Origin of the sequence: Escherichia sp. WS3227_2, from assembly GCF_046486495.1 — a bacterium.
In the GTDB taxonomy this organism is placed as follows: domain Bacteria; phylum Pseudomonadota; class Gammaproteobacteria; order Enterobacterales; family Enterobacteriaceae; genus Escherichia; species Escherichia coli.
On record NZ_JBJQLG010000001.1, the window covers coordinates 199,028 to 212,785 of the forward strand.

14 protein-coding genes are annotated in these 13,758 nt (G+C 51.8%); 4 read left to right on the forward strand and 10 right to left on the reverse strand.

Annotated elements, in window-relative coordinates:
• Nucleotides 1-170 precede the first annotated feature (170 nt).
• The 10 genes from recC to ygdT form a co-directional block, all read right to left on the reverse strand.
• A complete protein-coding gene (gene recC, locus ACJHXB_RS00985; protein WP_000946895.1) occupies nucleotides 171-3,539 on the reverse strand; it encodes an exodeoxyribonuclease V subunit gamma in 3,369 nt (1,122 codons plus the stop codon).
• 12 nt (nucleotides 3,540-3,551) lie between these two features.
• Complete coding sequence (locus tag ACJHXB_RS00990; RefSeq protein WP_001276460.1) at nucleotides 3,552-3,875, reverse strand: prepilin-type N-terminal cleavage/methylation domain-containing protein; 324 nt, start codon at nucleotides 3,873-3,875, stop codon at nucleotides 3,552-3,554.
• On the reverse strand, nucleotides 3,860-4,267 hold the full coding sequence (locus tag ACJHXB_RS00995) for a DUF2509 family protein (protein ID WP_001078399.1): 408 nt from the start codon (nucleotides 4,265-4,267) through the stop codon (nucleotides 3,860-3,862). The genes ACJHXB_RS00990 and ACJHXB_RS00995 overlap by 16 nt, the downstream gene beginning before the upstream one ends.
• Nucleotides 4,264-4,827, reverse strand: coding sequence for a prepilin peptidase-dependent protein (locus ACJHXB_RS01000; protein WP_001144286.1), 564 nt, complete (start codon nucleotides 4,825-4,827; stop codon nucleotides 4,264-4,266). The genes ACJHXB_RS00995 and ACJHXB_RS01000 overlap by 4 nt, the downstream gene beginning before the upstream one ends.
• Nucleotides 4,818-5,288: a prepilin peptidase-dependent protein gene (locus tag ACJHXB_RS01005; RefSeq protein ID WP_000857056.1), complete on the reverse strand. Its 471-nt coding sequence runs from the start codon at nucleotides 5,286-5,288 to the stop codon at nucleotides 4,818-4,820. Before ACJHXB_RS01005 ends, ACJHXB_RS01000 begins: the two co-directional genes overlap by 10 nt.
• A 184-nt stretch (nucleotides 5,289-5,472) precedes the next feature.
• Nucleotides 5,473-6,267 (reverse strand): thymidylate synthase, encoded by a 795-nt coding sequence (gene thyA / locus ACJHXB_RS01010; RefSeq protein ID WP_000816232.1) that lies wholly within the window; start codon nucleotides 6,265-6,267, stop codon nucleotides 5,473-5,475.
• A gap of 6 nt (nucleotides 6,268-6,273) precedes the next feature.
• On the reverse strand, nucleotides 6,274-7,149 hold the full coding sequence (gene lgt, locus ACJHXB_RS01015; RefSeq protein WP_000204658.1) for a prolipoprotein diacylglyceryl transferase: 876 nt from the start codon (nucleotides 7,147-7,149) through the stop codon (nucleotides 6,274-6,276).
• 150 nt (nucleotides 7,150-7,299) lie between these two features.
• Nucleotides 7,300-9,546 carry a phosphoenolpyruvate--protein phosphotransferase gene (gene ptsP, locus ACJHXB_RS01020; protein ID WP_000957914.1) on the reverse strand — a complete coding sequence of 749 codons (2,247 nt, stop codon included), beginning with the start codon at nucleotides 9,544-9,546 and terminating at the stop codon, nucleotides 7,300-7,302.
• A gap of 12 nt (nucleotides 9,547-9,558) precedes the next feature.
• Nucleotides 9,559-10,089 carry an RNA pyrophosphohydrolase gene (gene rppH / locus ACJHXB_RS01025; RefSeq protein WP_000564489.1) on the reverse strand — a complete coding sequence of 177 codons (531 nt, stop codon included), beginning with the start codon at nucleotides 10,087-10,089 and terminating at the stop codon, nucleotides 9,559-9,561.
• 352 nt (nucleotides 10,090-10,441) lie between these two features.
• Complete coding sequence (gene ygdT / locus ACJHXB_RS01030) at nucleotides 10,442-10,588, reverse strand: protein YgdT (RefSeq protein WP_001305801.1); 147 nt, start codon at nucleotides 10,586-10,588, stop codon at nucleotides 10,442-10,444.
• 185 nt (nucleotides 10,589-10,773) lie between these two features.
• Between ygdT and mutH the strand changes: the two genes are divergently transcribed.
• The 4 genes from mutH to ACJHXB_RS01050 all read left to right on the forward strand — a co-directional run bounded on the left by mutH (nucleotide 10,774) and on the right by ACJHXB_RS01050 (nucleotide 13,749).
• Complete coding sequence (gene mutH / locus ACJHXB_RS01035) at nucleotides 10,774-11,463, forward strand: DNA mismatch repair endonuclease MutH (RefSeq protein WP_000082188.1); 690 nt, start codon at nucleotides 10,774-10,776, stop codon at nucleotides 11,461-11,463.
• Nucleotides 11,464-11,531: 68 nt separating this feature from the next.
• Complete coding sequence (locus tag ACJHXB_RS01040) at nucleotides 11,532-12,245, forward strand: TerC family protein (protein WP_000895624.1); 714 nt, start codon at nucleotides 11,532-11,534, stop codon at nucleotides 12,243-12,245.
• Nucleotides 12,246-12,382: 137 nt separating this feature from the next.
• Nucleotides 12,383-12,601, forward strand: coding sequence for a lipoprotein YgdR (gene ygdR, locus ACJHXB_RS01045; RefSeq protein WP_000758655.1), 219 nt, complete (start codon nucleotides 12,383-12,385; stop codon nucleotides 12,599-12,601).
• Nucleotides 12,602-12,708: 107 nt separating this feature from the next.
• The gene (locus ACJHXB_RS01050; protein ID WP_001199297.1) at nucleotides 12,709-13,749 is read left to right on the forward strand and encodes an NADP(H)-dependent aldo-keto reductase; all 1,041 of its coding nucleotides are present in this window, start codon (nucleotides 12,709-12,711) and stop codon (nucleotides 13,747-13,749) included.
• The last annotated feature ends 9 nt before the right edge of the window (nucleotides 13,750-13,758 follow it).

Here is a 13,758-nt window from a genome sequence, read left to right on the forward strand (position 1 = left end):
GACCTCATAATCAACTTTATTTTCTGACCAGATTCAACAGGTTAACGCAAATCATCTGCCAGAATTTAATCTTGTGCTGCACGAGTCAGCCTATGTCTATATATCCATCAGTCCGTGACTGGTGCGCATCATAATGTAAGCGAATGAATTGCGCAATTTTTATACAACACTCATGACTGATTAAAGCGAAACAGCGGTAACAGGAAACGTTGCGACTGTTCAACGATGGCCTCCATTGTCTCTGGTGTTAATTGCCGCCAGAGCCGTTGATACCAGATATCATCACCTTCGCCACGCACCATCATGTTGCCTTCGTAAGCCTGAAGGAATTTCGTACGGGCTTTTTGCAACGTGGAATCGTCATCCAGCATGGCATCGTTTTGCGCGTCATAACAGGTTTTTAGCCACGCGCCGCCACTTTCAGGTAACACCAGCAATGGCGCGGACATTCCTTCACGATACCCCTCAATCAGTTGTGAGAGGTAATGCAAAGCCTGTTCGGCTGCAAGCGGCGGAAAACGCCACTCGCCGTCTTTGCGTAGAAAAAGGCGACTTTCACCATTACCACCGCTGGCACAGTAGACAAGGTGTTCCAGCCAAAGTTGCATTCCCTGTGCCACACTTAATAAAGAGGGACGCCAGCGCAACAGGCCATCCGGCTGCACCTGCGGCAACCAGCCAGTTATCTGCACACCGTTGCAGGCGAGATCAATTTCCATACTCTGCCCCGGCTGGCGACAGGCAATGACTCTATCGGCAAGCTGCTGCATCTCCTGGCACTGTGTTTCCCAGAAAATTTCACCAAAAGCGCCATACGGTAAATCCCCTGCCGCCCGGAAGCGGCGGAACAAGCGTTCGGCATCATCCTGCTCAACCAGTGCATTCAATAACTGCTGATTGATTTGATAACGGCTAAGCCCTTCCAGAATAAATGGCTCGGTGTCGGGGATTTCGCTGTCTTCGGTACGGAAGTTCACCTGCAAACGCATCTGGAAAAATGCCCGCACCGGATGTGCCCAGAATCGTTGTAGCGTTTCCAGCGGCACGGTTTCCGGTAAGGTAAACGGCAGCGGCTGAACAAATTCAGAATGTGCTTTACCAGCCTGGCTGGCCGCAGGTAGCCATTCACGAGCATAACTTTGTCGTTCGCCTGGCTGGTAGTTTTGCGGATCAAACGGCATTCGGGTATGGAGGCAAGTAAGATGCGCTTTTACCCTTGCCTCGCTTTCATCACAGTTGAGCGCCTCATCGCCCGGTAGATAATGACTTTGTCCGATGTAGTCGATCAGTTCCTGCACCAGTACCGACGGGAAACGTTCACTGTTATCCTGAATGGAACGCCCGATATAGCTGATATAGAGTTTTTGCTGCGCGGAAATTAACGCTTCCAGGAACAGATAGCGGTCATCATCGCGACGGCTACGGTCGCCACGCTTCGGTTTCTGGCTCATCAGGTCAAAGCCCAATGGCGCAAGCTGGCGTGGATAAACGCCGTCGTTCATTCCCAGCAGGCAAACCACTTTGAATGGGATGGAACGCATTGGCATCAGAGTACAAATGTTAACCGGTCCGGCGAGAAAACGCTGGCTGATACGTTCCTGATCCAGGCGCTGTGCCAGTTCATCACGCAATAGTGACAGCGGCACCGCGTCGCCATACTGCGCACCTAAACCTTCGGCGATAATCGCCTGCCATTGTTGTTCGATCAGCGTCATCGCCGCTTCGGTTTCCGCATCCGGCAGGAAGAAGGCGTTGAGCATATCGCGACAAACCGGCAACCACTCTTCCAGCGGACGCTCCTGCGCCAGCCCGCGACGCCAGATGTTTAGCTGCATTAGCAGTGAAGCCAGATGCCCCACCAGTTCTGCAATTAAGCCGCTCGATTCATCATAAGGTAGAACCGATTGCCACTCGCCCTGCGCGCTCTCCATCGCGTAGCCCAGCAACATACGCGTCAGGCCAAATCGCCAGGTGTGTTGTCCGGTGGCCGGGAGTTCCAGCTCGCGAACGTTGTCGTCATCTATCCCCCAACGAATGCCGGATTCGTTGACCCACTGGCGTAAATAACGCAGCCCTTCTTCGGTGATGTCAAACCGCGCCGCCAGCACCGGCACATCCAGCAGCGCCAGCACATCCTCTGACACAAAGCGACTGTCAGGCAGTGATAACAGGCTGATAAACGCTTCCAGTACCGGATGTGACTGCCGCGCCCGACGGTCGGAAATGGCGTAAGGCAGGTAACGATCCGCAGGTGCGCTACCAAACACAGCCTGAATAAACGGACTGTAGCTGTCGATGTCAGCCACCATCACGATGATGTCGCGCGGAGTAAGTGTCGGGTCTTCCTCCAGCATCGCCAGCAGGCGATCGTGTAAAACTTCAACTTCACGCTGCGGGCTATGGCAAACGTGAAAGGTGATACTGCTATCCAGTGGATCAAGCGGGCGTTTGTTATCGCTACGGGAAAACTCTTCGATGTTCACACCCGCAACGGCGCGGTTTTCCAGTTCCAGAATGTCAGACTGAATGTTATGCAGCAGGTTATCTGGCGTGACATCGACAAAAGCGTCCAGCTCCTGGCTGCCCTCCAGGTCAGAAAGAAGATAAATGTAGTCGCGCCCAAGCTTGCCCCATGAGGCCAGCAGCGGGTTACCGACATCCTGTTCACCATCGCTGTTAAAGAGCTGTCCGGCATTTTCGCTGTCGCGAAATAGCGGTAATTCGCGATCTTCAAAACTGTGTCGGCGCTGGCGAGTCAGCAGTTTCGCCAGATAAGCAGGATCTTTAATGTCGCCCCAGTAATAACGGCAGGGGTTGGTAAACAGGAGATGGATTTCAATATGTTTACCCAGCGCCTGTAGCGCCTGGAGATAAACAGGCGGTAACGCGGAAATACCGCATATAAAGACGCGCGAAGGTAGCCCCGGCGGGCAGGTCGTCGCGGACTCCAGCGTTTCGATAAAGCGCTGATAGAGATTGGCGCGGTGCCAGCGCGGTTGCCCGAGTTCGTCGGTATATTCCACCAACGCCTTCCACAACGGCGCTTGCCAGGCCTGTGCTTCTCCCAGCCCTTCAACCAAATGTCCTGTTTCCCACTGTGCCAGCCAGTCCGGACGATAGACCAGATACTGGTCAAACAGGTCCGCCGCTTTTGAAGAAAGCTGGAACAGTTTTCGCTTGTCGCTATCGTCAGTCAGATAATGCCGCAACAGGGTAAAGTCTTCGCGCTCCAACAGTTGCGGCAGCAGAGTCATCAGTTTCCAGCTCATGCTCTGTTTGTTAAAGGCGCTCTCTTTGGGGATTTCCGGTAACACCCGGACGAACATATCCCAGATAAAGCTCGCTGGCAGCGGAAAATCAATGTTTGCCGCAATACCAAACTTTTGCGACAGGGTCATTTGCAGCCACTGCGCCATACCGGTACTTTGCACCAGAATCATCTCTGGTTCGAAAGGATCGTCCAGCCGTTCGCGTTCGACAATAAACTCCATCAACGCTTCCAGCACGTCCAGACGATTGGAATGGTAGACCCTTAACATAGCGGCTCCTGACTACTGACGATTCGGGCAATGCAGGCGGGTCATCTCGCCTTCTCTGCCCCCGGGTGAAACTAGCGTAACGCTGATGCTGACACATCCCGCCTGCGATGTCTGCATTCGGTTTACCTGCCAGTTGGCAGGTGGCGAAATCGCACGCAGTTGCGTTTGCTGCCAGCCATGCCGCCAGAGCTGTTGGTACTGATTTCTGCTGGCAAGACTGTTCATTAATGTTCGCTGGAAACCCGATAACGCAGTGACAATCATCACCATCAACACCATCGCCAACATTACCTCCGGCAGGCTAAAGCCTTGTTGATTCTTCAGGGAAGCTGACATAACGCCCTCTCTTTCAGCGGACAAAAATCGCTCCAGCCGCGTGGCGAAAAAACAATGTTTCCATCGATGACTTCTCCTGTTCGCCACAACGAAACGCCTTCATAACCGGCAATCAATAAGGCTTCATTATCTGCCAATAAACGCAGACAAACCCGGGCACCGGTGGCAGCGTACAGTAAGCACTGAACTGCGGGCTGCGTCTGCCAGGAGTGCATTTTTCCCCACTCCAGCGCCGACTGAACGATGGCCTGGCGGCGCAATGACTGACTTTCCATGCTCACGCGAGAGGCAAAACTGCGATCCTGTTGGCTCATTCCTTGTAATAGCAAGCTACCCAAAACCAGCAGCATAAGGACCAGAGCCAGTGACGAAACACCCTTTTCGCGGTTCACAGGTTGGATCCTGTCACGCTATAACTGGCATCCACCACGGTTTGCGGATCAGCCTTGCTGGCAGCGTGCATATTAACCGTCAACACCGGCGAGAAACCGCTGACATCCTGTCGGGTAACCTGAAAAGTGTCGATAATGATGGCATCCGGATTAGTGACTTTATCCCAGCCCTTACCTTCACAGGATGTCGCACCGCGTAGCGTTTCCAGCACATGCTCCTTCAGACGAAATCCAATCTGGTCGGACTCTTTTACCGGTTCGCGATCCCAGATACCGTTACTGTTCGCATCCCACTGCACAATGATACAGTCACCCTGTCCGACAATTTCCAGCCCTTCGCCGGTACAGCTGCCATGACAATAACCCGCCCTCTGGAGATGCTTCGCGACGGTAAATACCCGCAGCCAGATTTCATCTTCCAGCGCCAGCTTACGGGTGCTCGTTAAACTTTCACGCTGTAACGCAGGCAGAAAGCGTGCTGCCCCCAGCAACAATACGCTACTGATCGCCATAGCAATCAACACTTCCAGCAGAGAAAAACCTAGCTCTTTTACAGGCATCCTTCTGTTTCTCCTTGCTGACAAAGCCGGAGTCTTCCCCACGGCGAAACCACCAGCCACCACTCGCCCGTTGAGTTTTTGAAGCGAATATGCCCGGCCCATGCGGTATTGCGCAGGCCAAAGAAAGCAAGCGAAGGTGTCAGGTCGCTCATTTCGACTTCGGGCCAGCGTGGCACAAAGACCAATGGTGAACTGCCATGACAGGTATTCGCCCCAGCAACGGAACTCACCAGGCACCATAACGTCCCCTCCCTGATAACACTGATACTGTGGTCGCGGTTATGCCAGTTGGCATCTTCACGTAAATAGAGCAAATAGTCCCGCGCCTGGCTGGCGGTTTGCCAAAGCCGTTGCGACTGCTGCCAATATTGCCAGCCATAGAGCCCACTTGCGCTTAGCATGACCAGAATCAGCATCGCGACCAGCGTTTCAATCAGCGTATAACCACGTTGTGTTTTCATGCCGGCAGTATGGAGCGAGGAGAAAAAAAGACGAGGGCCAGTTTCTATTTCTTCGGCACATCTTCCGGACTATTTACGCCGTTGCAGGACGTTGCAAAATTTCGGGAAGGCGTCTCGAAGAATTTAACGGAGAGTAAAAAAAACCGACGCACACTGGCGTCGGCTCTGGCAGGATGTTTCGTAATTAGATAGCCACCGGCGCTTTAATGCCCGGATGCGGATCGTAGCCTTCAATCTCAAAGTCTTCGAAACGGTAGTCGAAGATGGATTCGGGTTTACGTTTGATAATCAACTTCGGCAGCGGACGCGGTTCGCGGCTTAATTGCAGATGAGTTTGATCCATATGATTGCTGTACAGGTGCGTATCGCCACCGGTCCAGACAAAATCACCCACTTCCAGATCGCACTGCTGCGCCATCATATGCACCAGTAACGCGTAGCTGGCAATGTTGAACGGCAGGCCGAGGAAGACGTCACAGGAGCGCTGATAAAGCTGGCAAGAGAGTTTGCCGTCTGCCACATAAAACTGGAAGAATGCATGGCACGGTGCCAGCGCCATTTTATCCAGTTCGCCTACGTTCCACGCTGAAACAATAATGCGGCGGGAATCCGGGTCGTTTTTCAGCTGGTTCAGTACCGTAGTGATCTGGTCAATATGACGACCATCCGGCGTTGGCCAGGCGCGCCACTGTTTACCATACACTGGCCCGAGGTCGCCGTTTTCATCGGCCCATTCGTCCCAGATGGTGACATTGTTTTCGTGTAGATAAGCAATGTTAGTGTCGCCCTGCAGAAACCACAGCAGTTCATGGATGATGGAACGCAGGTGGCAACGTTTAGTTGTCACCAGCGGGAATCCATCCTGCAGGTTAAAACGCATCTGATGACCAAAAATGGAAAGCGTTCCGGTTCCGGTACGGTCGTTTTTCTGTGTGCCTTCGTCGAGCACTTTTTGCATCAGTTCTAAATACTGTTTCATGGTTCCTCAGGAAACGTGTTGCTGTGGGCTGCGACGATATGCCCAGACCATCATGATCACACCCGCGACAATCATCGGGATGGAAAGAATTTGCCCCATGCTGATGTACTGCACCCAGGCACCGGTAAACTGCGCGTCGGGCTGGCGGAAAAACTCAACAATGATGCGAAACGCGCCGTAGCCAATCAGGAACAAGCCTGAGACTGCTCCCATTGGGCGCGGTTTACGAATATACAGGTTGAGGATAATAAACAGCACCACACCTTCCAGCAGCAGCTCGTAAAGCTGTGATGGGTGGCGCGGCAGCACACCGTAAGTGTCGAAAATGGATTGCCACTGCGGGTTGGTTTGCAGCAGCAAAATATCTTCTGTACGGGAGCCAGGGAACAGCATGGCAAACGGGAAGTTCGGGTCAACGCGGCCCCACAATTCACCGTTAATAAAGTTGCCCAGACGCCCGGCACCAAGACCAAACGGAATGAGTGGTGCGATAAAATCAGAGACCTGGAAGAAGGAACGTTTAGTACGGCGGGCGAAGATAATCATCACCACGATAACGCCAATCAGGCCGCCGTGGAAGGACATGCCGCCGTCCCAGACACGGAACAGATACAGCGGATCGGCCATAAACTGCGGGAAGTTGTAGAACAGAACATAACCAATACGTCCACCGAGGAAGACGCCGAGGAAGCCCGCATAGAGTAAGTTTTCAACTTCATTTTTGGTCCAGCCGCTGCCCGGACGATTCGCCCGACGTGTTGCCAGCCACATTGCAAAAATGAAACCCACCAGATACATCAGGCCGTACCAGTGAAGCGCTACGGGTCCTATTGAGAAAATGACCGGATCAAACTCCGGAAAATGCAGATAGCTACTGGTCATCTGTCACCACAAGTTCTTGTTATTTCGCTGAAAGAGAACAGCGATTGAAATGCGCGCCGCAGGTTTCAGGCGCTCCAAAGGTGCGAATAATAGCACAAGGGGACCTGGCTGGTTGCCGGATACCGTTAAAAGATATGTATATGATCCGCGCTATAACCCTCCGCGAATCAACCCGCCCATGCCGCGACGCTCCATAAAGGCTGCAACCTGATGGCGAACTTCGGTCGCCAGTTGCGCTTCCAGACTACGCTGCGCAAGATTTTCTGCTTCGGCATAATCAATGCGCCGCAGCAGGTATTTTACGCGCGCTACAGAACGTCCGTTCATAGACAGATGACGATACCCAAGCCCAATGAGGATTGCCACGCACATGGGATCGCCCGCCATTTCACCGCACAAACGGAGATCGATACCATGTATTTCCGCTTCCCGAGCGATCATCGCCAGAGCTCGTAACATTGCAGGATGAAGACTGTCATAAATGTTCGCCACCCGGGTATTGTTGCGATCAACGGCCAGGATGTATTGAGTCAGATCGTTGGTGCCAACAGAGATAAAATCGACCCGCTTTGCCAGATGCGGCAGCATAAATACCATTGACGGCACTTCAAGCATGATGCCGATACGTGGTTTGGGAATTTCGTAACCGATCATCTCCTCGACTTCACGTCCGGCACGTTCAATCAGGCGGCGTGCTTCGTCAACTTCATCGAGGCTGGTGACCATCGGCAACAGAATATTCAGGTTGCCCGTAGCGGCATTAGCACGCAGCATCGCCCGCACCTGGATCAAGAAGATCTCCGGCTGATCGAGCGTAATGCGAATCCCACGCCAACCCAGGCATGGATTCTCTTCGCTGATCGGCATGTAAGGCAGCTGCTTATCTGCTCCGACATCCAGCGTACGCAAGGTGACGGGCTTATCATTGAACATTTGCAGCATCCCCTGATACTGCGCCACCTGTTCTTCTTCCGACGGAAAACCACTTTGCAGCATGAATGGGATTTCAGTGCGATAAAGTCCTATGCCATCAATACGGCTGCCCAGTTTTTCTTCATGTTCCGGGCTTAAACCGGCATTGAGCATGACTTTTATACGCTCGCCACTTTTTAACTGCGCGGGTAAATTGACGTCATCTTCCGCCAGACGGCTAAGCTCAATCTCTTCACTAATTAGTCGCTGATATTCTTGCAGCAGTACCGGCTCCGGATCGACCAGCAATTCACCGCGATAACCATCGACAATCAGCGTCCGACGATGCAGCACCGAAGGCTGAATATCCGCGCCCATCACGGTAGGGATCCCCAGCGCACGTACCATGATCGCAGCATGGGAGTTGGCTGCGCCATCGCGCACGACAACACCGACTAAGCGATCCTGGGGCAGCTCAGCAAGCGTTGTTGCTGACAGTTCATCTGCCACCAGAATGAAACGTTCCGGCCAGGCGTTCGGCCCTTGATTAGCGTCATCAAGATGAAACAGCAATCGCTGACCCAGCGCACGTAAATCGCCAGCCCGCTCTTTGAGATAGTTATCGCTTAGCGCGGCAAACTGTTCGGCAAATTTTTCAATGACCGTTTTTACCGCCCACTCTGCCACCGAGCCTTTATCAACCTCGGCAAACAATTCGCGACGCAGCCGGGTGTCCGAAAGCAGGTGCGAGTAAAGATCGAAAATAGCCGCCGTTTCTTTTTGTGCACCGGCGGCAAAGCGTTTGCTGTAGCGGCGAAACTCGTTTGCCGCTTCTTCCAGCGCCCCGGTCAGTCGTTCGCGTTCCAGAGCCGGATCCAGCGTTGATGCCTGATACACCTGTTCCATTAAAGGTAACGTGGCATCCTGCCAGCCTTCGGCAATCGCTACACCAGGCGCTGCCGGTAATGCACGGATTCGCGTCTGGCGATATTGCCCAAACAAGGCAGTCAACTGCGACTGAGAAAGAATCGCTGCCATCTGGGTGGCAAGCGTCACCAGGAAGGATTCTTCACTTTCGTCATACTGGCGCAACTCTCGTTGCTGTACCACCAGTACACCAAGCAACTGGCGACGTTGAATAATTGGTACGCCTAAAAACGCGCGGAAACGTTCTTCTTTTACGGAGGGGATGTATTTGAAGCTGGGGTGCTTTTGCGCATCTGCAAGGTTTATCGGTTCCGCCAGCCTGCCAACCAGGCCGACGATCCCTTCATCAAACGCGAGCGTTACAGTGCGACCGCGTGGTTTTTTCAGCCCCCGGGTCGCCATCAGGTAGTAACAACGTCGATCATGATCGGCCAGGTAAACCGAACAGACCTCGGTATCCATCGCAAGACAGATGTCGGTAACCAGAATATTTAACGCCTCATTCAGGCGTGGTGCGCTGGCTACCTTTTCGACTATTTCGCGCAGGCGAGTGAGCATAATTGGCGTGACTTAACCTCTTTTACGTCGATAAGCAGATGCGTTTTGTGGTTTTGGCGTATTTTCCTGCAGTGACATCACCACACTCGCGAACTCTTTCATTACCCTACGGTAGACATCACGTTTAAATGACACCACCTGTCTGACTGGATACCAGTAACTTACCCATCGCCAGCCGTCAAACTCTGGTGTACTGCTGGTTTGCATATTGATTTCTGCATCGCCGCTCACCAGCTGCAAGAGAAACCATTTTTGTTTTTGGCCGATACAAACCGGCTTCGTGTCCCAACGCACCAAACGTTTCGGTAATTTGTAGCGCAACCAGTTACGCGTTGAAGCAAGGATTCGAACGTCTTTACGGCTTAATCCTACTTCTTCAAACAATTCACGGTACATCGCCTGCTCTGCGGATTCTCCGGGGTTGATTCCGCCTTGCGGAAATTGCCAGGAGTGCTGACCAAATCGCCGGGCCCACATTACCTGCCCCTGGCGATTACAAATCACGATACCTACGTTTGGGCGGTAGCCATCGTCATCAATCACCGGACTACCTCAAAATAAAGCTTTATATACGAATGATTGTTTCATACTCCAGGAAGACGGTAAACCACTCTCTGCAGGGCATTACACACTAATAACAATTGAATAACTCACAGTTATGTGCAGAGTTATAAACAGAAGAAGGGGTGGATAGCCGTTTTTATTCACCTTTTCTGTGGATAGAGTTGTGAAGAACTACGGAATTACTACGGGAAAACCCGGAGCATTCTGAATAAGCCCGATATAGACATTTTAAAATATTCATTATCAGTCAATGCATTACATGTAATTTGAGTAATAAAAAAGAGTAATTCGTGACCCAGGTCACACCTCTCATTTACGGGTTGGCGAAAGATCAACCAATGCGGTATTTATCCACAGAATGTGCCACTAAGTTAAGCACTGAACCACTAAAAACTGGAGTTTCGTCGCACGTCAAGGCTGTAAATGGAAACAGTAGTGGAGGTTTTTCACAGTTATCCCAGCTTTCTGTGGATAACATGGTGTAAGATCCTGTTTATTTTCAGTGACCAGATTTGGAAAACCCGTTTCAGTGTTGCGCAACTCGATTACCGACAATCTAAAAAGCAATATAAATCAGAGAATTGAACAACGCATGTGGAAAAAGTTACACTGCGAATATTCGGCACAGAAATGCTGTTTGTTTTTTAACCAAGGTATCATGACATGTCCCAACCTCGCCCACTGCTCTCTCCTCCCGAAACTGAAGAACAGTTGTTAGCGCAAGCACAGCAACTTTCTGGTTATACATTGGGAGAACTGGCGGCACTTGCCGGGCTGGTGACGCCAGAGAATTTAAAACGCGATAAGGGCTGGATTGGCGTGTTACTGGAGATCTGGCTAGGTGCCAGCGCAGGAAGTAAACCTGAGCAAGATTTTGCTGCTCTGGGCGTGGAACTTAAAACTATCCCTGTGGATAGTCTTGGTCGTCCGCTGGAAACAACATTCGTTTGTGTAGCCCCGTTAACGGGTAATAGCGGGGTGACCTGGGAAACCAGCCACGTACGCCACAAGCTCAAACGCGTACTGTGGATACCGGTTGAAGGCGAGCGCAGCATCCCGCTGGCGCAGCGTCGCGTAGGATCACCGTTACTGTGGAGCCCGAATGAAGAGGAAGACCGACAGCTACGCGAAGACTGGGAAGAATTAATGGATATGATTGTTCTCGGTCAGGTTGAGCGGATTACCGCTCGTCACGGGGAATATTTACAGATACGACCGAAAGCAGCGAATGCGAAAGCGCTGACCGAAGCCATTGGTGCCCGGGGCGAACGGATTCTGACGCTGCCACGCGGCTTTTATTTGAAGAAGAATTTCACCAGTGCACTACTGGCCCGTCATTTTCTGATCCAGTAGCCATCGCTTTGACCTGCCGCTTTCCGGGCATATAATTACCGCTTCATTTTTTTGGCAGGGCTTTTTAGATGTTATTTGCATGGATAACCGATCCTAACGCCTGGCTTGCGCTCGGTACGCTGACGCTGCTGGAGATCGTTCTTGGGATCGACAATATTATTTTCCTTTCTCTGGTGGTGGCAAAGCTTCCCACAGCACAACGTGCTCATGCGCGCCGTCTGGGGTTGGCGGGAGCCATGGTTATGCGTCTGGCGCTGCTGGCATCCATCGCCTGGGTTACGCGCCTGACGAATCCGCTTTTTACAATATTCAGTCAGGAAATTTCCGCCCGTGATTTGATTCTGCTTCTGGGTGGCTTGTTCCTTATCTGGAAAGCCAGCAAGGAAATCCACGAATCCATCGAAGGTGAAGAAGAAGGGCTGAAAACACGCGTTTCATCATTCCTCGGCGCTATCGTGCAGATTATGCTGCTGGATATTATCTTCAGCCTCGACTCGGTGATTACCGCTGTGGGTCTGTCAGATCACCTGTTTATTATGATGGCCGCCGTGGTGATTGCCGTAGGCGTGATGATGTTTGCCGCGCGCTCGATTGGTGATTTTGTCGAACGCCATCCTTCGGTAAAAATGCTGGCGCTCTCTTTCCTGATTCTGGTGGGCTTTACCCTGATTCTTGAAAGTTTCGACATCCACGTACCGAAAGGTTACATCTACTTCGCGATGTTCTTCTCTATTGCGGTTGAAAGCCTCAACCTGATTCGCAACAAAAAGAATCCGCTCTGATACTCCGTACGCTCTCCTGCGGGAGGGCGTACTCACTCCTGTTACCCTCACAGTTTAAGATTTTCCTGCTTTCAAGATATATAACGTCGGTTTATAAACAGACTATTATCATAGGTGGGCCAAATGAGGATAACCGGATGAAAAAATGGGCAGTAATAATTTCTGCAGTCGGACTGGCGTTTGCTGTTTCCGGGTGTTCCAGTGATTACGTCATGGCGACCAAAGATGGCCGTATGATTTTGACCGATGGAAAACCTGAAATTGATGATGATACCGGGCTGGTGAGTTATCACGATCAGCAAGGTAACGCGATGCAAATTAACCGTGATGATGTTTCGCAAATTATTGAACGTTAACAAATAAGGTCAGCATCCGGCTGGCCTTAAGATTTTTCTCTTTCCCTTTTCCCTTCCCTCTGCCATTTTTATATTCCTTATGTCGTGATTATAAAAAGGAAACGGCTATGCAATATCACCGTATACCCCACAGTTCGCTGGAAGTCAGCACGCTGGGGCTTGGCACGATGACGTTTGGTGAACAGAACAGCGAAGCCGACGCCCACGCACAACTCGACTATGCCGTCGCTCAGGGCATTAACCTTATCGACGTTGCCGAAATGTACCCAGTACCTCCGCGCCCCGAAACGCAAGGGTTAACCGAAACCTACGTCGGCAACTGGCTGGCGAAACATGGCAGCCGCGAAAAGTTAATTATCGCCTCCAAAGTGAGCGGACCGTCGCGCAATAATGACAAAGGCATCCGCCCGGATCAGGCGCTGGATCGGAAGAATATCCGCGAAGCGCTGCATGACAGCCTCAAGCGTCTGCAGACTGATTACCTCGATCTTTATCAGGTGCACTGGCCGCAGCGCCCAACCAACTGCTTCGGCAAACTCGGTTATAGCTGGACAGATTCTGCGCCTGCGGTTTCGCTGCTGGATACGCTGGACGCACTGGCAGAGTACCAACGCGCGGGAAAAATTCGTTATATCGGCGTGTCGAACGAAACTGCATTTGGCGTAATGCGCTATCTGCATCTGGCGGACAAACACGATCTGCCGCGTATTGTCACCATTCAGAACCCTTACAGTCTGTTAAACCGCAGTTTTGAAGTAGGTCTGGCAGAAGTCAGCCAGTATGAAGGGGTCGAACTGCTGGCCTATTCGTGCCTGGGTTTCGGCACGCTGACCGGGAAATATCTCAATGGTGCAAAACCCGCTGGCGCACGTAATACGCTCTTTAGTCGGTTCACCCGCTATAGCGGTGAGCAAACGCAAAAAGCCGTCGCGGCGTATGTTGATATAGCCAGACGTCATGGCCTGGATCCTGCACAGATGGCGCTCGCTTTTGTACGCCGTCAACCGTTTGTTGCCAGCACTCTGCTGGGCGCAACCACGATGGAGCAGCTGAAAACTAACGTCGAAAGTTTGCATCTGGAGTTAAGCGAAGACATATTAGCTGAAATTGAAGCGGTACATCAGGTTTATACTTATCCGGCACCATAAGATTAACGC